The 19,095-nt window shown below is 72.1% G+C and carries 18 protein-coding genes and 1 tRNA gene; 10 read left to right on the top strand and 9 right to left on the bottom strand.

Annotated features, from left to right (window positions below):
* The first annotated feature begins 157 nt into the window (after positions 1 to 157).
* From OG589_RS01085 to OG589_RS01120, 8 genes are all read left to right on the top strand, one after another.
* Positions 158 to 949: a thioesterase family protein gene (locus OG589_RS01085; RefSeq protein WP_405145305.1), complete on the top strand. Its 792-nt coding sequence runs from the start codon at positions 158 to 160 to the stop codon at positions 947 to 949.
* Between the two features lie 94 nt (positions 950 to 1,043).
* Positions 1,044 to 1,946: a glutamate racemase gene (gene murI, locus OG589_RS01090; protein ID WP_405145306.1), complete on the top strand. Its 903-nt coding sequence runs from the start codon at positions 1,044 to 1,046 to the stop codon at positions 1,944 to 1,946.
* Positions 1,947 to 1,955: 9 nt separating this feature from the next.
* A complete protein-coding gene (locus OG589_RS01095; protein ID WP_405145307.1) occupies positions 1,956 to 2,708 on the top strand; it encodes an MBL fold metallo-hydrolase in 753 nt (250 codons plus the stop codon).
* A gap of 5 nt (positions 2,709 to 2,713) precedes the next feature.
* A complete protein-coding gene (rph, locus tag OG589_RS01100; RefSeq protein ID WP_405145309.1) occupies positions 2,714 to 3,430 on the top strand; it encodes a ribonuclease PH in 717 nt (238 codons plus the stop codon).
* A complete protein-coding gene (rdgB, locus tag OG589_RS01105; RefSeq protein ID WP_405145310.1) occupies positions 3,427 to 4,041 on the top strand; it encodes an RdgB/HAM1 family non-canonical purine NTP pyrophosphatase in 615 nt (204 codons plus the stop codon). Before rph ends, rdgB begins: the two co-directional genes overlap by 4 nt.
* Before the next feature lie 93 nt (positions 4,042 to 4,134).
* Positions 4,135 to 5,805: a molybdopterin-dependent oxidoreductase gene (locus OG589_RS01110; protein WP_405145312.1), complete on the top strand. Its 1,671-nt coding sequence runs from the start codon at positions 4,135 to 4,137 to the stop codon at positions 5,803 to 5,805.
* Positions 5,806 to 5,936: 131 nt separating this feature from the next.
* The gene (locus tag OG589_RS01115; protein WP_405145314.1) at positions 5,937 to 6,926 is read left to right on the top strand and encodes a toxin glutamine deamidase domain-containing protein; all 990 of its coding nucleotides are present in this window, start codon (positions 5,937 to 5,939) and stop codon (positions 6,924 to 6,926) included.
* Positions 6,923 to 7,207 (top strand): hypothetical protein, encoded by a 285-nt coding sequence (locus OG589_RS01120; RefSeq protein ID WP_405145316.1) that lies wholly within the window; start codon positions 6,923 to 6,925, stop codon positions 7,205 to 7,207. The genes OG589_RS01115 and OG589_RS01120 overlap by 4 nt, the downstream gene beginning before the upstream one ends.
* On the opposite strand, the gene OG589_RS01125 is transcribed toward OG589_RS01120, so the two are convergent.
* Positions 7,204 to 8,430: a cytochrome P450 gene (locus tag OG589_RS01125; RefSeq protein WP_405145317.1), complete on the bottom strand. Its 1,227-nt coding sequence runs from the start codon at positions 8,428 to 8,430 to the stop codon at positions 7,204 to 7,206. The genes OG589_RS01120 and OG589_RS01125 overlap by 4 nt on opposite strands.
* A gap of 265 nt (positions 8,431 to 8,695) precedes the next feature.
* On the opposite strand from OG589_RS01125, the gene OG589_RS01130 reads away from it, so the two are divergent.
* On the top strand, positions 8,696 to 9,433 hold the full coding sequence (locus OG589_RS01130; RefSeq protein WP_405145319.1) for a helix-turn-helix domain-containing protein: 738 nt from the start codon (positions 8,696 to 8,698) through the stop codon (positions 9,431 to 9,433).
* A gap of 19 nt (positions 9,434 to 9,452) precedes the next feature.
* Here OG589_RS01130 and OG589_RS01135 read toward each other — a convergent pair whose 3' ends face one another.
* The 6 genes from OG589_RS01135 to bcp form a co-directional block, all read right to left on the bottom strand.
* Entirely contained in the window at positions 9,453 to 11,975 is a 2,523-nt protein-coding gene (locus tag OG589_RS01135; protein ID WP_405145321.1) for an ABC transporter permease, read from the bottom strand.
* A 1-nt stretch (position 11,976) separates the two neighbouring features.
* Complete coding sequence (locus tag OG589_RS01140) at positions 11,977 to 12,738, bottom strand: ABC transporter ATP-binding protein (protein ID WP_405145323.1); 762 nt, start codon at positions 12,736 to 12,738, stop codon at positions 11,977 to 11,979.
* A 191-nt stretch (positions 12,739 to 12,929) separates the two neighbouring features.
* Positions 12,930 to 13,607: a response regulator gene (locus OG589_RS01145; RefSeq protein WP_405145325.1), complete on the bottom strand. Its 678-nt coding sequence runs from the start codon at positions 13,605 to 13,607 to the stop codon at positions 12,930 to 12,932.
* The gene (locus OG589_RS01150) at positions 13,604 to 14,785 is read right to left on the bottom strand and encodes a sensor histidine kinase (RefSeq protein ID WP_405145327.1); all 1,182 of its coding nucleotides are present in this window, start codon (positions 14,783 to 14,785) and stop codon (positions 13,604 to 13,606) included. Before OG589_RS01150 ends, OG589_RS01145 begins: the two co-directional genes overlap by 4 nt.
* A 347-nt stretch (positions 14,786 to 15,132) precedes the next feature.
* Positions 15,133 to 15,206 (bottom strand) — tRNA-Leu (locus tag OG589_RS01155).
* A 54-nt stretch (positions 15,207 to 15,260) separates the two neighbouring features.
* Complete coding sequence (bcp, locus tag OG589_RS01160; RefSeq protein ID WP_405145329.1) at positions 15,261 to 15,734, bottom strand: thioredoxin-dependent thiol peroxidase; 474 nt, start codon at positions 15,732 to 15,734, stop codon at positions 15,261 to 15,263.
* A 120-nt stretch (positions 15,735 to 15,854) separates the two neighbouring features.
* On the opposite strand from bcp, the gene OG589_RS01165 reads away from it, so the two are divergent.
* Positions 15,855 to 16,199, top strand: a complete 345-nt coding sequence (locus tag OG589_RS01165; RefSeq protein WP_405145331.1) for a DUF3618 domain-containing protein — start codon at positions 15,855 to 15,857, stop codon at positions 16,197 to 16,199.
* Positions 16,200 to 16,215: 16 nt separating this feature from the next.
* Here the strand turns inward: OG589_RS01165 and OG589_RS01170 are convergent, their stop codons facing one another.
* Both OG589_RS01170 and OG589_RS01175 read right to left on the bottom strand, forming a co-directional pair.
* On the bottom strand, positions 16,216 to 17,403 hold the full coding sequence (locus tag OG589_RS01170) for an amino acid deaminase/aldolase (RefSeq protein ID WP_405145333.1): 1,188 nt from the start codon (positions 17,401 to 17,403) through the stop codon (positions 16,216 to 16,218).
* Positions 17,404 to 17,504: 101 nt separating this feature from the next.
* On the bottom strand, positions 17,505 to 19,049 hold the full coding sequence (locus tag OG589_RS01175) for a hypothetical protein (protein ID WP_405145335.1): 1,545 nt from the start codon (positions 19,047 to 19,049) through the stop codon (positions 17,505 to 17,507).
* Positions 19,050 to 19,095 lie beyond the last annotated feature (46 nt).

Below are 19,095 nucleotides of genomic sequence, written 5' to 3' on the forward strand. Positions count from 1 at the left end.
TTAGGAGGGATTCACCGGGAACCTAAATCGCGCCGGTAGAGAGACACTTGCAGGGCGCTTTCTTGACCCTCCGTTGAGCGCGTGCCGAAGCGCGTCGGTAAGGTATTGGGCCAGAACAACATTCGGTACGGGCGGCGAAGCGGGGCAACGAGCACAGATGACGAAGTTCGACGAGGCGACGCAGGCGATCAGGGTCGACGAGACCACGTACGACGTGTGCCTCGATCCCGGCTACTCGATCGGGGGGCCGCTCAACGGCGGCTACCTCATGGCCGTGGTGCTGCGCGCCGTCGTGGACGCCTCACCGCACGACCACCCGGTGTCCACCGCCGTCCAGTTCCTCAGGGCCCCGGTGCCCGGGCCCGCCCGCGTACGGCTGGAGCGGCTGAAGGCGGGCAGGACCGCCGCGATGACCCGGGCGACCCTGATCCAGGACGACACCGCCTACCTGGACACGCTCGTGACCACGGCCACGCTCGGGGACACCGCGAGCCAGTGGGCCGCGCAGCCCCTGGTCGCCATGCCGCCCATCGAGGACTGCGTCGCGCTGCCCGAACCGAAGCCCGAGTCCAACATGACGCTCAACGCCCAGATGGAGATGCGGTTCGACCCGCCGAGCATCGGCTGGCTCACCGGGGAGCCGAGCGGCCGGCCGGAGTCCCGGGCGTACTTCCGCATGGCGGAGCCCCAGGAGCCCGATCCCTTCGTCCTGGCCCTCGCCGTGGACGCGCTGCCGCCCGTCGTCTTCTCGGCGGGCAGCCGGGGGTGGGCCCCGACGGTCGAGCTGACCTGGCACCTGCGCGCGCTGCCCGCGCCCGGCTGGCTGACCGTCATCGGCCAGGGGCGCCTGATCAGGGACGGCTGGTTCGACGAGGACGTCGAGGTGTGGGACTCCGAGGGAAACCTGGTGGCCCAGTCGCGCCAGCTCGCCCGCCTGGGCCGGGGCTGACCGGGCGGCGCCGATCGGGCGATCATCAGGGATTACTCCGATGTGAGGATTCTTACCGCGAGCGATTGTTCATGGTCCCCTAACCTTGGGAATCATGTCGGACATCGGGAGTGTCGCCCACGCGCCGTGGGTCAGCATCATCGAATCAGCAGACGATCAGAGTGCTACGGACGACCCCGCCATAGGGGTCTTCGACAGCGGCGTGGGGGGCCTCACGGTCGCCCGTGCGATCATCGACCAGCTCCCGAACGAGTCGATCCTGTACGTGGCCGACACCGCGCGCCAGCCGTACGGGCCGAAGCGCATCGCCGAGGTGCGCGCCTACGCCCTCCAGGTGATGGACCACCTCGTCGAGCACGACGTGAAGATGCTCGTCATCGCCTGCAACAGCGCGAGCGCCGCGGTGCTGAGGGACGCCAGGGAGCGCTACGACGTCCCCGTGGTGGAGGTCATCCAGCCCGCGACGCGCAGGGCCGTACGGGCCACCAGGAACGGCCGGGTGGGAGTGATCGCCACGCGGGCGACCATCGAGTCCATGGCCTACCACGACGCCTTCGCGGCGGCGCCCGACGTGCGGCTCACGGGCGTGGCGGCGCCGCGGCTGGTGGAGTTCGTGGAGCGGGGCGAGACCATGAGCGAGGAGCTCATCGAGGTGGCCAGGGAGTACCTCCAGCCGGTGATCGACGACGGCTGCGACACGCTGATCCTCGGCTGCACGCACTACCCGCTGCTCGCCGGCGCGATCTCCTACGTCATGGGCGACGGCGTCACGCTGGTGTCCAGCGCGGACGAGACGGCCAAGGACGTCTTCCGCGTCCTCCACGACCGCGGGCTCGCGGGCCAGGGCTCGACGCCCCGCCACAGGTTCCGCGCGACCGGCGACGGCGCGTTGTTCGCGGACCTCGGACGGCGGTTCCTCGGACCCGAGATCGGTACCGTCGAGCGCGCCATGGTCGAGGACGTTTCGGGTGAAGAGGCGTTGACCGCGCCGAGTTAGGAGGTCGTAGTGAAGTTGACGATCGTCGGGTGCTCAGGGAGCTTTCCCGGACCAGAGAGCCCCGCGTCGTGTTACCTGCTGGAGGCGGAGGGGTTCCGCCTGCTACTCGACTTCGGCAACGGCTCGCTCGGAGCCCTCCAGCGGCACATCGGCCTGTACGACGTGGACGCCATCTGCCTGTCGCACCTGCACGCCGACCACTGTCTCGACCTGTGCTCCTACCACGTGGTGCGCACCTACTCGCCCGACCGGCCGCTGCCCCGCGTGCCGGTGCACGCGCCCGAGGACGCCCCGCGCCGCCTGGCCGCCGCCTACGGCATGGACGAGGAGCCCGGCCTTGAGACCGCGTTCGACTTCGTGCCGCTGGCGCCCGGCACCTTCTCGGTGGGCCCGTTCGAGGTGACGGCCGCGCCGATGAACCACCCCGTGGAGACGTACGGCTTCCGCGTGTCGCACGGCGGCCACTCGGTGGCGTACTCGGCCGACACCGGGGAGTGCCCCGAGCTGGTCAAGCTGGCCGCGGGAGCCGACCTCCTGCTCTGCGAGGCGTCCTTCCTCGACCGGCCGGGCACGCCGGTCGGCCTCCACATGAACGGCAGGCAGGCCGCCGAGCACGCGGCCCGCGCGGGCGTCGGCACGCTCGTGCTCACCCACCTGGTGCCGTGGTACGACCCGTCCGAGATCCTCGGGGACGCCTGCCGCGGCGGCTTCGAGGGCCGCGTCGAACTCGCGCGGAGCGGGGCCGTGTATGACCTAAGGTGAGGCTCATGGCACGTGACGATGGACGTAGTCCCGATCAGCTTCGGCCGGTGACGATCACCCGCGACTGGCTCGCCCACGCCGAGGGCTCTGTCCTCGTGGAGTTCGGCGGCACCAAGGTGCTGTGCGCCGCCTCCGTGCAGGACAGCGTGCCGCGCTGGCGCAGGGGGAGCGGGCTCGGCTGGATCACCGCCGAGTACGCCATGCTGCCCCGCGCGACCAACACCCGCACCGACCGCGAGTCGGTGCGCGGCAAGATCGGCGGGCGCACCCACGAGATCTCCCGCCTGATCGGGCGCTCCCTGCGGGCCTGCGTCGACTACAAGGCCCTCGGCGAGAACTCCATCGTGCTCGACTGCGACGTGCTCCAGGCCGACGGCGGCACCCGCACGGCGGCCATCACCGGGGCGTACGTCGCCCTGGCCGACGCCATCGCCTGGATGCGCAAGCGCAAGATGTGCCCCGGCGACCCGCTGGTCAACTCCGTGGCCGCCGTCTCGGTCGGCATCGTCGGATCCACCCCGCTGCTAGACCTGTGCTACCGCGAGGACGTCGCCGCCGAGACCGACATGAACGTCGTCATGACCGGGTCGGGCGAGTTCGTCGAGGTCCAGGGCACCGCCGAGGGCGTCCCGTTCGACCGCTCGACCCTCGACGCCCTGCTCGACCTGGCCGGCGGGGGCTGCGCCGAGCTGACCCTGCGCCAGCGCGAGGCCCTCTCGTGAGCGCGGTTCCGAGGGTCGTCCTGGCCACCCGCAACAAGGGCAAGATCGTCGAGCTGCGGCGCATCCTGGCCGAGGCCGACCAGAAGACCGAGCTGGTCGGGCTCGACGAGTTCCCCGAGATCGGCGAGGTCGCCGAGACCGGCCTCACCTTCGCCGAGAACGCCCTGCTCAAGGCGCACGCGGTCGCCTCGGCGAGCGGGCTGCCCGCGATCGCCGACGACTCCGGCCTCTGCGTCGACGCGCTGAACGGCATGCCAGGGGTCTTCTCGGCCCGCTGGTCGGGCTCCCACGGTGACGACGCCGCCAACCTGCGGCTCCTGCTCGCCCAGGTGTCGGACGTCCCCGACGGCCGCAGGGGCGCCCACTTCGCCTGCGCGGCGGCGATCGCCCTGCCTTCCGGGCACGAGCGCGTCGTCGAGGGCACCCTCGCCGGGGCCGTGATCCGCGCGCCGCGCGGCACCAACGGGTTCGGGTACGACCCCGCCTTCGTCCCCGAGGGCGAGAGCCGCACGACCGCCGAGATGCCGCCCGCCGACAAGGACGCCATCAGCCACCGTGGGCGCGCCTTCCGCGCCCTGGTGCCCGTCATGCGCGAGCTCCTCCGCGCCTGAGGCGGCTTTCCTTCCGGTGTGGGGCCATAGGGCCGGTCTCTCCGTAACCAGGGCGTAAGAACCGCGCTGGGGCTTTGGGCGTAGCGTTCGTCTGTGAACACGAACCAGACGCCCCCGCGCGGTCACGCATGGGCCGCGGCGCTGATCGGCGTGGTGGCGGGTGCGGTCGCCCTCGGGATCGGCCAGCTCGTCGCCGGCCTGCTCAACCCGAAGGCGTCCCCGGTCATCGCCGTCGGCGACGCGGCGGTCGACCGCACTCCGGCGGCGCTCAAGGAGTGGGCCATCCGCACCTTCGGCGCCAACGACAAGCTCGTGCTGATCTCGGGCATCGTCGTCGTGCTGGTCCTGATCGCGGCCGGGCTCGGGCTGCTGGCCCGCAGGCGCGTCGGGTTCGGCACGACCGGCATGATGATCTTCGGCATCATCGGCATGGCGGCGGCGTTCAGCCGGCCGGACTCCGGCCCCCTCGACGTCCTGCCGTCCGTGGTCGGCGCGGGGGCCGGCGCCTGGGCGCTGAGCATCCTGGTCCGTCGCACCTGGCCCGCCGTGGAGCCCGGGTACGAGGACCTACGCCGCTACCGGGCTCCCGAGCCACCTGAGGCCCCTCAGCCGCCTGAAGCCCCGGAGGACTCCGAGGGCGTCGGCGGGACGGTGGAAGGGCCGGCCGTCATGCGCCCGGGCGCGCGGCCGTACGAGTTCGACCGGCGCGGCCTGCTCACCGGGGTCGCCGCGGGCGTCGTCGTCGCCGGGGCCGCGGGGCTGGCCGGCCGGGGCCTCGCCGGCCGGCTCAACGTCGACACCGAACGGGCGCAGATCGCGCTACCCCGGCCCGCGACGCCCGCCAAGCCCCTCCCGGCCGGGGCCGACCTCCGCCTGAGGGACCTGTCTCCCTTCACCACCCCGAACCGCGACTTCTACCGCGTCGACACGGCGCTGGTGGTGCCCCAGGTCGATCCGAAGACCTGGACGCTGAAGATCCACGGCATGGTCGACAGGCCCGTCGAGCTCACCTACGCCGACCTGCTCAAGCGGCCGCTCATGGAGGCCGACGTGACGCTGACCTGCGTCTCGAACGACGTCGGGGGGCCGTACGTCGGCAACGCCCGCTGGCTGGGCGCGCGCCTGGCCGACGTGCTCCGCGACGCCGGCATCCGCTCGGGGGCCGACATGCTGCTGTCCACCTCCTCGGACGGATGGACCTGCGGCACCCCCGTGGACGTCGCGATGGACGGCCGTGACGCGCTGCTCGCCATCGCGATGAACGGCGAGATCCTGCCGGTCTCCCACGGCTTCCCGGTCCGCCAGGTGATCCCCGGCCTGTACGGCTACGTGTCGGCGACCAAGTGGGTCACCGACATCAAGGTCACCCGCTTCGACCAGGACGAGGCGTACTGGACGCCGCGCGGCTGGGCGCCCAAGGGGCCCATCAAGACCGAGTCCCGCATCGACCTTCCCCGGGGCGGCTCCACGATCACCGCCGGCCGTACGGCCATCGCGGGCGTGGCGTGGGCGCAGCACCGGGGCATCGACGCGGTCGAGGTGCGCGTCGACAAGGGCTCCTGGCAGCAGGCGCGGCTGGCCGAGGTGCCGGGGCCCGACACCTGGCGGCAGTGGGTCGTGGACGACTGGCAGGCCACTCCCGGGAAGCACACCATCGAGGTGCGCGCCACCGACGCGACGGGACAGACCCAGACCCCCGACTACGCCCCTCCCGCGCCGGACGGCGCCTCAGGCTGGCACTCCATCCTCGTCGTCGTGAAGTAGCCCCGCCGGCTCCCCGTGCGGCGTGTCCAGGCGTGTGGTCCCAGGTGAATCCTTGAATCGGCCGCCCGCCGTCAGCGGCGCCCCTACGATCGGCCACTGACCGGGTCGGTGCGGGGATTTGGGGGAGCACATTGTCCGGAGCCAGTTACGGCGGTCCACCGCCGAGGGGGGCGTCCCGGCGCGGGTCCGCGGGGGCGGGCTACAACCCCGTCGTCACCTCCGACGGTGTCCGATGGCGCGATTACGAGCTGGCGGCCGAGGCCTCCGCCGACGAGTGGCGGCCGGTCCTTCGGCCGCTCGCCGTCAACGACGCACCGGTCTCCGCCTGGCACGGCGGCCCGGTCTCCGGCCGGCACGACGGCCCGCCGCAACGCCAGGACATCTCGGCGCGGCAGCGGCACGACAGGATGCAGCCGCGCTGGCCCGGCCTGCCGTCCCCGGGGCACGACGGGCCCGCTCGGCGGCACGACGGGCTCCTGCCCAAGTGGCCGGGTCCGGGGGCCGACTGGTTCGACGGTCCGAGCCGGCCGCCCCGGCTCGACACCTGCAGGCCGTACGGCACGCCCGGCGGCCTGGCGAGGCCCGACCCGCAGGTCCAGCGCGACCTGTGCCAGGTCGTGCCCGACGGGGCCCGCTTCCCCGACCCGCGCGGCACCTGGGTGCGCCTGGTCAACGGGGAGGGCCCCTCGGAGGACCCCTTCCGGGCGACCAACTCCCTCGACTGCGCGCTCGCGGTCATCTCCACCTGGCACGGCGAGCCGGCGGTGGCCGCGCCCCGGCAGCCGGAGTACGACCGGGTGGGCAGGCCCTCGCTCAGCGGGGAGCCGGGCGGTGTCTCCCGTGCGGAGCGCTGGCTCGGGCACCGTTTCGAGTACGTCGGGCAGGGGCGCCGCGCGTACACCACGATCGCGCAGCGCCTGGGGGCCGGCGGTCACGGCGCGGCGGCCGTGCTGGTCACCCGCTGGCCGTCCGGCGGCAACCACGCGTGGAACGCCGTCAACGCGGCGGGTGAGGTGGTCTGGATCGACGCCCAGCGCGGGCACACCTCCGTCGACCCGCCACCCGGGCCGGTCACCGGCGTCTTCTGTGTCGTGATCGACCGGCGGGGACGGCGCCTGTGAGCGGGCGGAGGCTCTCGGCCGAGCAGGCCAGGCTGCTGGCGGAGGAGTACTTCAACGGCCCGCTTCCCGCCGAGGAGGCCACCGAGGTCGGGCTGCACGCCTTCGACGAGGGGTACGTCGCCTGGGCGAGGACGCCCGAGCCCGAGGATCCCGGCACGTTGCCCGCCACCGTCGGGGGCGGGTGCGTGGTCATCGACGGATTCACCGGGGAGCTCTCGATCCGTCCCCTGCTGAACCCCGAGGCCGTCGCCGACCAGTGGCAGGGACGCCGCCCCCGTTAGACGTCCCCGTCACGCAAGGTCGCGTCCCAGGTGACCGGGAGGCTGTGCACGCCGTAGATGAGCATGTCGTCGCGCAGCGGCACCTCCTCGGGCGCGACCGCGAGGCGCAGGGTCGGGAACCGCTCGAAGAGCGCGGCGTACCCGACCCGCATCTCGACGCGCGCCAGCTGCTGGCCGATGCACTGGTGGATGCCGTGGCCGAACGCCACGTGCCCGCTCGCCGACCGGCGCAGGTCGAGGCTGTCGGGGTCGGCGAACCGCTGGGGGTCACGGTTGGCCGCCGGGACCGACAGGGTCACCGTCTGCCCCGCCTTGATGGTCTGCCCGCCCAGCTCGACATCCTCCAGCGCGACGCGCACCGTGCAGGGGATGATGCTCAGATAGCGCAGCAGCTCCTCGACGGCCTGGTCGATGCCGCCCGGGTCGGCGCGCAGCACGGCCAGCTGGTCAGGATGGCGCAGCAGGGCGAAGGCGCCGAGCGACAGCATGTTCGCGGTGGTCTCGTGCCCGGCGCCCAGCAGCGTGAAGCCGATGTTGGTGAGCTCCTCGTCGGTGAGCCCGCTGGTGGTCAGGCCGCTGAGCAGGTCGTCGGTCGGCTTGGCGCGCTTGGCGAGCACCAGCTTCCCCATGAAGTCGCGCAGCGCGTTGTAGGCGGCGAACATCTCCTGCGGGGAGTTGTCCAGGCGCATCAGCGCGGTCGAGTGCTCCTGGAACGACTCCCGGTCCGAGTACGGCACCCCGAGCAGCTCGCAGATCACCAGCGATGGGATGGGCAGCGCGAAGGATCGCATCAGGTCGACCGGTGGGCCGTGCCGTTCCATGGCGTCCAGGTGGTCGGAGGCGATCTCCTGGACGCGTTCGGTGAGCCCGCGCATGCGTCGGACGGTGAACTGCCCGGTGAGCAGGTGCCGGTAGCGGGTGTGCTCGGGCGGGTCGGTCTGGGTGAAGATACCCGGGGGCGCCGGCCGGGGCTTCGCGGTGGCGGTCGGCCCGGGGACGGGGAAGTGCAGGAGCTCGGCCCGGGCGCTGAAGCGGGGGTCGGACAGCACCGCGCGCACCAGGGCGTGGGTGGTCACGAGCCAGCCCACGTGCCCGTCGGGGAAGGCCATCGGGCTGACCGGGTGCTTCTCGCGCAGCCCCGCCAGCTCCGCGGGCGGGTCGAAGGGGCACTCCGGAGAGCGGGTGTTCGGCAGCGGCGCCGCGTCGGGGAGTGACGTGGTCATAACGGCTCCTTCCGGCCGAGGCGGACGGCGTCTGTGGCCCCGGTCATCGTCCAGCACCTTCACTTCGGAACGAAGGCTATGTTGCGTTCAGTCGAACCTCAACGTCTGAAAGTCTTAGGTCTCGAATATCTGCTGGTAGACCAGGAGAAATACAGTGCAATGAGCCTCTAGGTGAATGCAACGACTGAGTATGCCGTTGCAATGTGCTGCGCGTGAACGCACACTGTCCCATGGCAGACGACCGGCAGGCGGAAGGGGAGCGCACATGCCAGGAGGACGGCTGACCTACGAGGACCGCCGGCACATCGCGTCGGGGGTCGCCGAGGGGCTCCAGTACGCCGAGATCGCCAGGCGGCTGGGGCGGCCGACGTCGACGGTCAGCCGCGAGGTGACCCGCAACGGCGGTTACGCCGGCTACCGGGCCGATCACGCCCAGCAGGCCACCGGGCGGCGCGCCCGCCGGGGCAAGCCGGTCACGTCCCCCGCGGCACCGGCCGCCGTCGACGCGTACGGCCGTGACCGCGAGGCGGTGCGGGACTTCGAGGAGCGGTTCACGGCGATGATGACCCGGACGGGGCTGCCGAGGATGCCGGCCAGGGTGCTCGCCTGCCTGATCACCGATGACGTCGCCAGCCTCACCGCCGCCGAGCTGGTGCGGCGGTTGTGCGTCAGCCCGGCGTCGGTGTCCAAGGCCGTCGGCTACCTCGAACAGCTCGGCCTGGTCAGGCGCGAGCGCGACGCCCGGCGGCGGCGCGAGCGGTACCTCATCGACGACGACGTCTGGTATCGCGCCACCGCGAGGGAGGTGCAGGTCTGCGCGATGTGGGCGGACGCCGCCCGGCAGGGGGCCGAGGTCCTCGGCGACGCCACCCCCGCCGGCACCCGGCTGGACCAGATGAGCCGGTTCTTCGGCTTCGTCGGCCGCGACATGGCCCAGGCGGCCGAGCACTGGCGGGGAGTCTTCGCCACGCAACGCACCGGCCGCTCGGACCAGGCCCCATGACCCCGCATGCGGGGGGACGTCAGTCGCTCGCCAGGGAGCCGACGATGGAGGCCCGCGCCGCCCGCCGGCCGGGCAGTACGGCCGCGAGCACTCCGGCGAGGCCGGACAGCAGGACGAACAGCAGCACCTGGGACACGGGAACCCGGAACAGGATGCCCTCCACCAGTGTCCGCGTGGCCGCCCAGCCGAACGTGACGCCCAGTGCCACACCGACGATCGCTCCCATGAGGCCGAGGATCAGCGCCTCCACCGACAGCATCCGCCGAAGCTGGGGCCGGGTCAGGCCAAGGGCCCTGAGCAGCGCCGACTCCCGGGTGCGTTCGTGCACCGACAGGCTCAGCGTGTTGGCGATGCCCAGCAGCGAGATGAGGACCGCCAGCCCGAGCAGCCCGGCGATGATCATGAGCATCATGTCCAGCGCCTCGTCGAACTGGCTCCTGACCTCGGTGGAGCTGAGGACCTTGGCGGTCGGGTACGGCTGGGCCACCGCCTCGACCGCCTTCCTGGAGACGTCGGAGGCGACGCCGTCCTTGGCGTTCACCAGAATCCGCCGGTCGCCGAGCGGGCCGAAGTACTTCTCGAAGGCGCCCTCGGGCACGGTGACGTCCGGCAGCGACACGGTGCTGGAGTCGAAGACCCCGAGGACCTTGACGTTCACGGTGCCCGCCTCGGGCGTGGCCAGCGCGATCGAGTCGCCCGGCGCGACCCCGAGGTCCTTGGCGACCTGGCCGGACACCAGCGCCGACCCGGCCGTGAAGCCCCGCGTCGAGCCCTTCTGCAGCGCGGGCGTGTACGGCCCGCTGAACGTGCCGACCTGAAGCGTCCTGCCGGCCTGGCCCGTCTTGGCGTCCGCCTCCCGGATCTGCACCACCGAGGCCAGTTCGGGCCGCGTACGGAGGTCGGCGGCCAGGGCTCGCGGGAGCGCGGCCTCACCGGATCCGGACGCCTGCGCCGAGACCAGGTAGTCGACCGGGAACTGCTCGTCCAGCCGCGCCGTGTACGTCGCCCGGGTGGTCGCGGTGATGACCGAGATCAGCGTCATCAGCGTCACCCCGATCGTCAGCGCGACCGTCGTCGTGGCCGAGCGCTTCGGGTTGCGCCGGGAGTTGTCCATCGCGAGCCCGCCCGGGACCCCGAACAGCTTGGCGGGCGCCCAGCCGGCGAACGCGCTCAGCGGCCTGACGATGACCGGGCCGAGGATCAGCACGGCGCAGAAGGTCAGCACGCCCCCGCCCATGACGACGTAGAGCGCGACCGGCCCGGGGGGCATCGTGACCGCGGCCACGGTCGCCCCCACGCCGCCCAGCAGGAACAGCGCGGCGAACGTGATCCGCACGACGCCGGTCCTGAAGGTGTGGTCGTCGGTCTGGGCACGCAGCGCCGCGATCGGGGCGACCTTGGTTGCCGTGCGGGCGGGCAGCAGCGCCGCCCCGACGGTCACGACCAGGCCGATGGCGAGGGCCAGGGCGATGGTCCTCGGCGCCAGCGATACGCCGCCCGAGGGCAGGTCCTGCCCGGCGGCCCTCAGTACCGCGAGCGCCCCGGCGCCGAGGCCCAGCCCGGTCAGCAGGCCGAGAGCGGAGGAGATGAGCCCGACCACCACCGACTCCAGGAGGATGGAGCCGAAGACCTGCCTGCGGGTGGCGCCGATGCAGCGAAGCAGTGCCATCTCCCTGGTGCGCTGAGCGACCAGGATGTTGAAGGTGTTGTAGATGACCAGCGCCGCGACGAGCATCGCGACCAGACCGAACATCAGCAGTCCGAGGGTGAGGAACTCCGTGTCGGCGCCACTGGACCTGGCCAGTTCCCTGGCGAGCTCGTCCCCGGTCCAGGCCTTGAACTTCGTGCCGGCCAGCGCCGAGGAGACCGCGGCCTTGAGGCCCCCCGGCGTGACGCCGTCCGCCGCCGCGACGTCGATCTCGGTGAAGCCCTTCTCCGCGGTCATCGCCTGGGCCGTGGCGGCGGTGAACCCGACCGCGCCCGTGTAGGCGAGCTGCTGGTCCACGCCCACGTCGAAGAGCCCGACCAGCCGGAACGTGTGCGGCTTGCCCTGACCGTCCAGCACCGAGACGGTGTCCCCCGGCGTGAAGCCCCTGGTCTTGGCGGTGTTCTCGTCGATGACGACCTGGTCGGCGGTGGCCGGGGCCGAGCCGGAGGTGATCGCCGTGCGGTTCAGCCTGCCGGTGACGACGGACACGCCGGTGGTCGGGACGTCCCCGACCGCCTTGCCGTCCTTGCCGATCAGCGCGGCCTCGCCCTGGACCAGGCCCTGCGCCTCGGCGACGCCGGTGACGCCGCGGACCTTGTCGAGGTCGCTCGCGAGCAGCCGGGCGGGCCGCTCGCCGCCGCCGGAGCCGGAGGGAAGCACCGCCACGTCCACCTTGTCGGCGGAGGCGGCGATGCGCTGGGAGAAGCCGGCCTGGAGCGTGTCGGTGAGCACGAACGTGCCCGCGATGAACCCCACCCCGAGCGTGATCGCCAGCGAGGTGAGCAGGAGCCGGAGCTTGTGCGCCCGCAGCCCCGCCAGAGTGGTGCGGAACACCTCAGCCCTCCAGCTTCATCAGCGTGTCGAGCACGGTCTGCGGGGAAGGCTGCGCCAGCTCGGTGACCAGCAGGCCGTCACGCAGGAACACCACGCGGTCGGCGTAGGAGGCGGCGACGGGGTCGTGGGTCACCATGACGATGGTCTGGCCGAGCTCCCGTACCGAGGTGCGCAGGAAGGACAGCACCTCAGCGCCGCTGCGCGAGTCCAGGTTGCCGGTCGGCTCGTCCGCGAAGATGACCTGGGGCTTGCTGATGAGCGCCCGGGCGACCGCGACGCGCTGCTGCTGGCCGCCCGACAGCTCGCTCGGCTTGTGCCTGAGCCGGTCGCGCAGGCCGACGGTGCGGATCACCGTGTCGAACAGCTCCTGGTCGGCCTGGCGGCCGGCGATGTCCAGTGGCAGGCGGATGTTCTGCTCGGCGGTCAGCGTCGGCAGCAGGTTGAAGGCCTGGAAGATGAACCCCACCCGCTCGCGCCGCAGCAGGGTGAGCCGCTTGTCGCTCAGCCGGGTGATCTCGACGTCGCCGATGCGCACCTCGCCTTCGGTGACGGTGTCCAGCCCCGCCAGGCAGTGCATCAGCGTGGACTTCCCCGAGCCCGACGGGCCCATGATCGCGGTGAAGGCACCGGTGTCGAACCCGACGTCGACCCCGCCCAGCGCGTGCACGGCGGCGTCGCCCTCGCCGTAGACCTTGGTCACTCCCTTGGCGACGACGGCGGCGGGTGCGGTCCGGCGGACGGCTTCCTCTCCGGTGACGATCACTGCGGCTCCTCAAGCGATAAGCAGGTGAAATGCGGAAACTCTCCGCGAGATCCACGCTATTGCCGCGCCGGCCGCGAACCATGAGCCCTGGGAACGGACTTCGGGTACGCCCAGGGAGGGGTGGCGGAGGCCCTGTGCGACTGCTGGGGTAGGCGTGACTCAGCCTTTCGGCCGACCCCGGCCCCGCGGGGCTATCGCTCGTCGCCCTCGCGGTAGGGGGTGATGAGCCCGGTCTCGTAGGCGTACACCACCACCTGGGCGCGGTCGCGCACGCCGAGCTTGGCGAGCACCCGGCCGAGGTGCGTCTTGACCGTCGCCTCCGCGAGGGTGAGCCGCTGCGCGATCTCCGTGTTGGACAGGCCCCGCCCGACCAGCACCAGGACCTCGCGCTCGCGTGCGGTGAGCTGGCGCAGGCCTTGCGGCTCCACGGCGGGGGTGGCGGGCAGGTGGGCGGTGAACCGCCGCAGCAGCCGCCTGGTCGTGCTGGGCGCCACCACGGCGTCCCCGGCGTGCACGGAGTGGATGGCGCTGATCAGGTCGGAGGGCGGCACGTCCTTGAGCAGGAACCCCGACGCCCCGGCCTTCAGCGCCGCGAAGGCGTACTCGTCGAGGTCGAAGGTCGTCAGGATGAGCACCCTGGGCGGGTCGGGCATGGCCTGGATCAGCCGGGTCGCCTCCACGCCGTCCACGCGCGGCATGCGCACGTCCATCAGCACGATGTCGGCCTGCACGGAGCCGAGCAACCGCACGGCGGCGGCCCCGTCGGCGGCCTCTCCGACGACGTCGATGTCCGGCTGGGCCCCGAGGACCATGCGGAAACCGGCCCGTACGAGCTCCTGGTCGTCGACCAGGACCACCCTGATGCTCACGCGGCCCTGCTCACCGGCAGTCGTACGGCCACCTGGAAACCCCCTCCGGGGCGCGGGGAGGCGTGCACGCTGCCGTCGTACATCGCGACCCGCTCGCGCATGCCGATCAGCCCGTGCCCGTCGATGCTCCGGGGCGCCGCCGCGCCCCGCCCGTCGTCGGTCACCCGCAACGTGATGTCCCGCGGACCGTACTCCATCTCGACCCGGGCGCGGGTCTCCGGGCCGCCGTGCTTGAGCGCGTTGGTCAGGGCCTCCTGGACGATGCGGTAGATCACGAGCTGCTCGCCCTCCGGCAGGTCGCGGTGGGTGCCGCTCACGGTGAACTCCACCGGCAGGCCCGACTGGCGGATGTGCGTCATCAGCTCGTCGAGGTCGCCCACGCCCGGCTGGGGGGCGTACTCCTCCTCGCGCGCGTCGTCCTGCCTCAGCACCCCGACCAGGCGGCGCATCTCGGCGAGCGCCTGCCGTCCGGTGCTGGAGATCGTCTGTACGGCCCGGCGCGCCTGCTCGGGGTCGCTGTCGATGGTGTAGCCCGCGCCGTCGGCCTGGACGATCATCACGCTCACGTTGTGGGCCACCACGTCGTGCAGCTCGCGGGCGATGCGCGCCCGCTCGGCCGCCGCGGCGATGCGCACCTGCTGGTCGCGCTCGTGCTCGGCGCGCCGCGCCCGCTCCTCCAGGCTTTCGAGGTAGCGCCGCCGGGTGTTGGCGTAGATGCCGGCGATCCAGGCCGCGACCGCGAACACCGACCCGGAGGCGAAGGCCAGCAGGCTCGGCTGGCCGTAGCGCACGATGAGCAGGCACACGCCGAGCTCGGCGATCGCCCCGGCGGCGAGTGCCCAGCGCAGGGGACGGTACGACGCGACGCCGTACATCGCCACGAGGACCGCGACGTCCGCGGGGACCGGTTCGATCGCGGCCAGCCACTGGAGGAAGGCGATGAGCGCGATGGCGGCGAAGGCATGGACGGGCCGGCTCCGCCGCCAGGCGAGCGGGGCGATGAGCGCGGCGGACAGCGCGAGGTATCCCGGCACCCCGGGGCTGCCGATGCCCGGCAGATGACTGCCCCGGTCGTAGTTGCCGGCCGACACGAGGCACAGGAAGACGAGCGGTGCCATGACGAGGACGTCCACCAGCCTGCCGTGGCGGGACCCCCATGCGCGCACTCTGCCGAACACGGATCCAACCCTACGTTCGCGCAGTTCACCCCCCTTCCATCTGAAGAGGGATCTGTTCCTACGACCCAGGTCGTATGCGCCTCGGAACCGACAAATGGCTTACACCGGTCTTACGGCCCGTAAGGGATAGTTCTTTTTGGGAGCACCTCCGGGTGAGTAAAGGGAGATAGTGATGCCGGGGCAGAAAGACGACGGGTCGCGTGGCAGGGGGAAAAGCCACGCGGCCCCGAGACCCCAGACCGTCTCCCCTTCCCGCGCCTGACGCCCCATGCCCAGCGGGCCGATCGCGATCGAGCCGCCTCCATCGGAATGGAGGCGGCTCTCGTTGTGGCCCGGACAAGTCGCGGTGGGGTCGGTGGGATTCGAACCCACACTGTCAGGTACCTAAAACCTGTGCCTCCTGCCATTGGGCTACGACCCCATGCCTGTGCGGCTTGCGCCATCCTAGTTGAGCGCGGGGCGACAGCCGTACCTATTAAGCGAGGCCCAGGTCTTTGCGCAGGCGCGCGACGTGACCCGTGGCCTTCACGTTGTACAGCGCCTTCTCGATCTTGCCGTCGGCGTCGATGACGAACGTCGACCGCAGCACCCCGACCGTCGTCCTGCCGTACATCGTCTTCTCGCCGTAGGCGCCGTACGCCTGGTGGACGGCGAGCTCGGGGTCGGACAGCAGCGGGAACGTCAGCGAGTCGCGCTCGGTGAACTTCGCGAGCTTCTGCGGGGAATCCTTCGACACGCCGAGCACGGTGATGCCGGCCGCGGCCAGGCCGTCGAGGCTGTCGCGGAAATCGCACGCCTGCTTCGTGCACCCAGGCGTCATCGCGGCGGGGTAGAAGTAAAGGATGACCCGCTTGCCACGGAAGGATTCGAGGCTGATGTCCTTGCCCTCGGCATCGGGCAGGGTGAAGTCGGGTGCGGCGTCGCCGGGCTCGAGTCTCGTCTGCGTCACGGAGACAACCTACCGGCACGCCCACCGTGCCGGGTGGATGCCCGACCTGACAGACTGATCGCTGCAAGCGTAGCGGCGAGCCGGGCGAGGGCGGCTCGCCCGTAAGAGAAGGGGATCGTCATGGCGGACACCGATCCCGAGGCGCTCGAGAAGGACATCGAGCGCACCCGGGCGGAGCTGGCTGTCACCGTGGACGCCATCGTTGATCGCGTGAGCCCCAAGCGGGTCGCGGGGCGGGGCGTCGCCAAGGCCAAGGCCAACGCCGAGCAGCTGGTCACGGCGGCACGCGACATGGCCTTCGGCGTGGCGTACCCGGCGAAGTACGCCGAGCCGGGAGCCTACGGTGAAGAGGACGGCTGGCACGACGACTTCCCTCCGAGGAGCCTCGCGCCGATCCTCATCGGCGTCGGCGCCGTCGTCGTGGTGGGCGCCGCGATAGCCCTCTGGCGCCGCCGCCGCGCCTGACCCTCGCGGGCGCCGGTCAGAGGAAGGTCCTGCCCTCGCCGCGATAGGTCGGCACGGTCTCCACCACGCGGTCGCCCTCGATCAGGTGGAGCGCGTCGAAGCGTTCGCAGAGCTCGCCGGCCTTGGCGTGGCGGAACCACACCCGGTCGCCGATCCGCAGATCGTGGGCAGCCTGGCCGAGCAGGGGAGTCTGCACCTCGCCCGCGCCCTCCCGCGCGTCGTACCGCAGCCCGGCGGGAAGGTACGGCTGAGGCAGCCGGGACGCGCCCGCGGAGCCGGAGGCGTGGTAGCCGCCGCCCAGCACGGTGACCACGCCGTTGACGGGCCTGCGCACGACGGGGAGCGCGAACAGCGCGGCGGGGCGGCCCGTGAAGCCCCGGTAGAAGTCGAACAGGCGCGGGTGGAAGAACCCCGACCCGGCCGCGACCTCGGTGACCGCCTTCTCGCGCGCGGTCTTCTCGACCGACCCGGTGCCGCCGCCGTTGACGAACTCCAGGTCGGTCACCTGCCGGACGGCCTCGGCGATGCGCCCCCTGCGCACGATCAGCTCCCGCTGCGAACGGGCCTGCATCCACCGGATCACCTGGCCGTACGGGCCGGGCACCCGGTCGCCCACGCCCGCGATCTGGGCCTCGTACGCCATCAGGCCGACCATCCGGAACCCCGGGCGCTTCGCGATCTCGGCGGCCAGCTCGGCCGCCTGCTCCGGCTCCCTGACCGACGAGCGCAGCACCCCGGCGCGCAGCCTGCCCGCCAGCGCGGTGAACGCCGCATCGATGTCCAGACATATGCGGATCTCGTGGCGGGACGGCACGGTGTCGACCGCCTCGTCGATGGCGTCCAGGTGCTCGGGGCAGTCGACCATCAGCGTGATCTCCCTGGCCGCCCGCGCGTCACCCGCCAGCTCGGCCAGCGCCTTCCTGTCCGTGGTGGGGTAGGCGACCAGGATGTCGGAGAAGCCCTCGGAGGCCAGCCACAGGGCCTCGGGAAGGGTGAAGCCCATGACGCCGGCGAAGCCGTCCATCTCCAGCACCCGCCGCAGCACGGCCCGGGATCGGATCGACTTGCTGGCCACCCTGATCGGCTTGCCCCGGGCACGGCGGGCCATGGCGGCGCCGTTGGACCGCAGGGCGTCCAGGTCGAGGATGGCGAACGGGGGGTCGAGATCCGCGGTGGCCCGGTCATAGCGCTGGCGGTCGTCCATGACCGAAGCTTAATCCGGGCCCCGTGAACGAGCCTAGGTCACGTTAGATGGCTGTCACGGCACCACTCCGTACCTGGCAAAAAGCGCGCCACAGGGGGACGTCAGTCCGTACCCGGTGCGGGCTGCGCCTCGCCCGGCGCCGGGTGGGTCGCGGCTCTGCGGCGCCCGGCGGGACGCCTGACGCGGCGCAGGCCCTCGAACGTCAGGCCCGCCGCCATGCACGCGACCGGTATGACGGGCACGACGTACCGATGGTCGAACGCGGCGATCAGCGGCGGCAGCACGAGCAGCGTCACGGCCACCGCCCACGGCAGGAGCACCGGCCCGCCCAGCCGCCGCCAGCGCACGAGCACCCCGAACAGGCCCACGAGCATGATGAGCGCCAGCAGCGGGCCACGGACATAGCCCTGCTCCTGGTAGGCGCGCAGCCAGCCGGCGTAGGGCTCGGCGACCACCGTGTCGCCGCTGCGGCCCTGGTAGGCCGAGGTCAGCTCGGGCGCGGTGCGGCCGGACGAGGCGATCTTGTCAGTGAACGGCTTCACGGAGTCGGGGAAGACGTACGCGCTCTGCGGGCCGGGGGTGGGATAGACCCTGCGGGTCCACTCGAAGCCCCACAGGGCGTCCTTGACGCCGGTCAGCAGGAAGTCGAACGGCTGCGCCATGATCGCCTCCGTGGTGAACGTGCCCGCGAGCCGCTCGCGGTCGGCGTCCTTGCGCACCTTGGCGAGCGGCGACCCGGCGTCCCAGATGTAGACCGGAGGCGCGGGACGCTCGCCGACCGGCTCCGTGGGGCAGAGCACCTTCTCGTCGCCGGGCGGCCGGATCTTCGCGCAGTCGGCGAACGTCATCGTGCGCGCCCAGAGCCAGACGTTGCTCTGGCCGAGGCCGTAGCTCCCGTGCTCGCTGTGGAACCACACCGCGTACCCGCCGATGCCGACCGCGCCCGCCAGCGCGACGGCGATCAGGGCCCGCCACCCCGCCCGTGCGAGCACCATGCAGACGAGCGCGATGACCAGCACGGGCAGGCCGACGGTGCGGGTGCAGGTGGCGGCCACCAGCAGGAGCCCGGCGGCCACGGCCGTCCACACGGTCGGGCGCTCCCGCCAGAGCAGCACCGTCACCGCCGCCGTCACCAGGAAGGTGAACAGCAGGTCGGCCATGACCAGGTGCTCAAGCTGGACCAGGTGGACGTCGAGCAGCACCGGGACGGCCGCGAGGGTCGCCCCCCAGCCGGGCAGCCGGGCGCGGCGGCGGAGCAGGGCGTAGACGCAGACCGCCATGCCGAGCCCGAGCAGGTGCTGGACGACCACGACCGCGCCGAAGCTCTCCAGCGGGCGCAGGGCCCACAGGAACAGGGAGTACCCCGAAGGGCGCGAATCCAGCGGCTGCGGATCGAGGGCCGCCTTGACGTAGACGAACGAGTCGGCCCAGAACCACAGCGCCGGGCGGTAACCAAGGACGGCGACCAGCCTCAGAGCGGCTCCGGCGCCCAGCGCCAGCAGGAAGACCCAGTGCGCCCGCGCGAACGACCTGGCTGTGGCCCTCACTTGGCGGGGGGCGGAGGTCTCGGCGGCAGTGGGGGTGGCCGCGTTCGGAGCCGTGCCCGGCAGCACCGGAACCTCCTCGGGGTGACGACGGGGTTTCATGCTAGGTGCCCCGCGCGGCCCCCCGCGCCCTTGTCCACAGGCTCCC

Origin of the sequence: Sphaerisporangium sp. NBC_01403 (assembly GCF_045040145.1) — a bacterium.
Taxonomy (GTDB): Bacteria; Actinomycetota; Actinomycetes; order Streptosporangiales; family Streptosporangiaceae; genus Sphaerisporangium; species Sphaerisporangium viridialbum.

What these genes read in the sequence shown, in the direction of transcription:
- OG589_RS01130 (WP_405145319.1), top strand. Translation starts at nt 8,696, where the DNA reads ATGCCAGGAGGACGGCTGACCTACGAGGACCGCCGGCACATCGCGTCG.
- OG589_RS01125 (WP_405145317.1), bottom strand. Translation starts at nt 8,430, where the DNA reads ATGACCACGTCACTCCCCGACGCGGCGCCGCTGCCGAACACCCGCTCT.
- OG589_RS01175 (WP_405145335.1), bottom strand. Translation starts at nt 19,049, where the DNA reads ATGAAACCCCGTCGTCACCCCGAGGAGGTTCCGGTGCTGCCGGGCACG.
- OG589_RS01085 (WP_405145305.1), top strand. Translation starts at nt 158, where the DNA reads ATGACGAAGTTCGACGAGGCGACGCAGGCGATCAGGGTCGACGAGACC.
- rph (WP_405145309.1), top strand. Translation starts at nt 2,714, where the DNA reads ATGGCACGTGACGATGGACGTAGTCCCGATCAGCTTCGGCCGGTGACG.
- OG589_RS01170 (WP_405145333.1), bottom strand. Translation starts at nt 17,403, where the DNA reads ATGGACGACCGCCAGCGCTATGACCGGGCCACCGCGGATCTCGACCCC.
- murI (WP_405145306.1), top strand. Translation starts at nt 1,044, where the DNA reads ATGTCGGACATCGGGAGTGTCGCCCACGCGCCGTGGGTCAGCATCATC.
- OG589_RS01165 (WP_405145331.1), top strand. Translation starts at nt 15,855, where the DNA reads ATGGCGGACACCGATCCCGAGGCGCTCGAGAAGGACATCGAGCGCACC.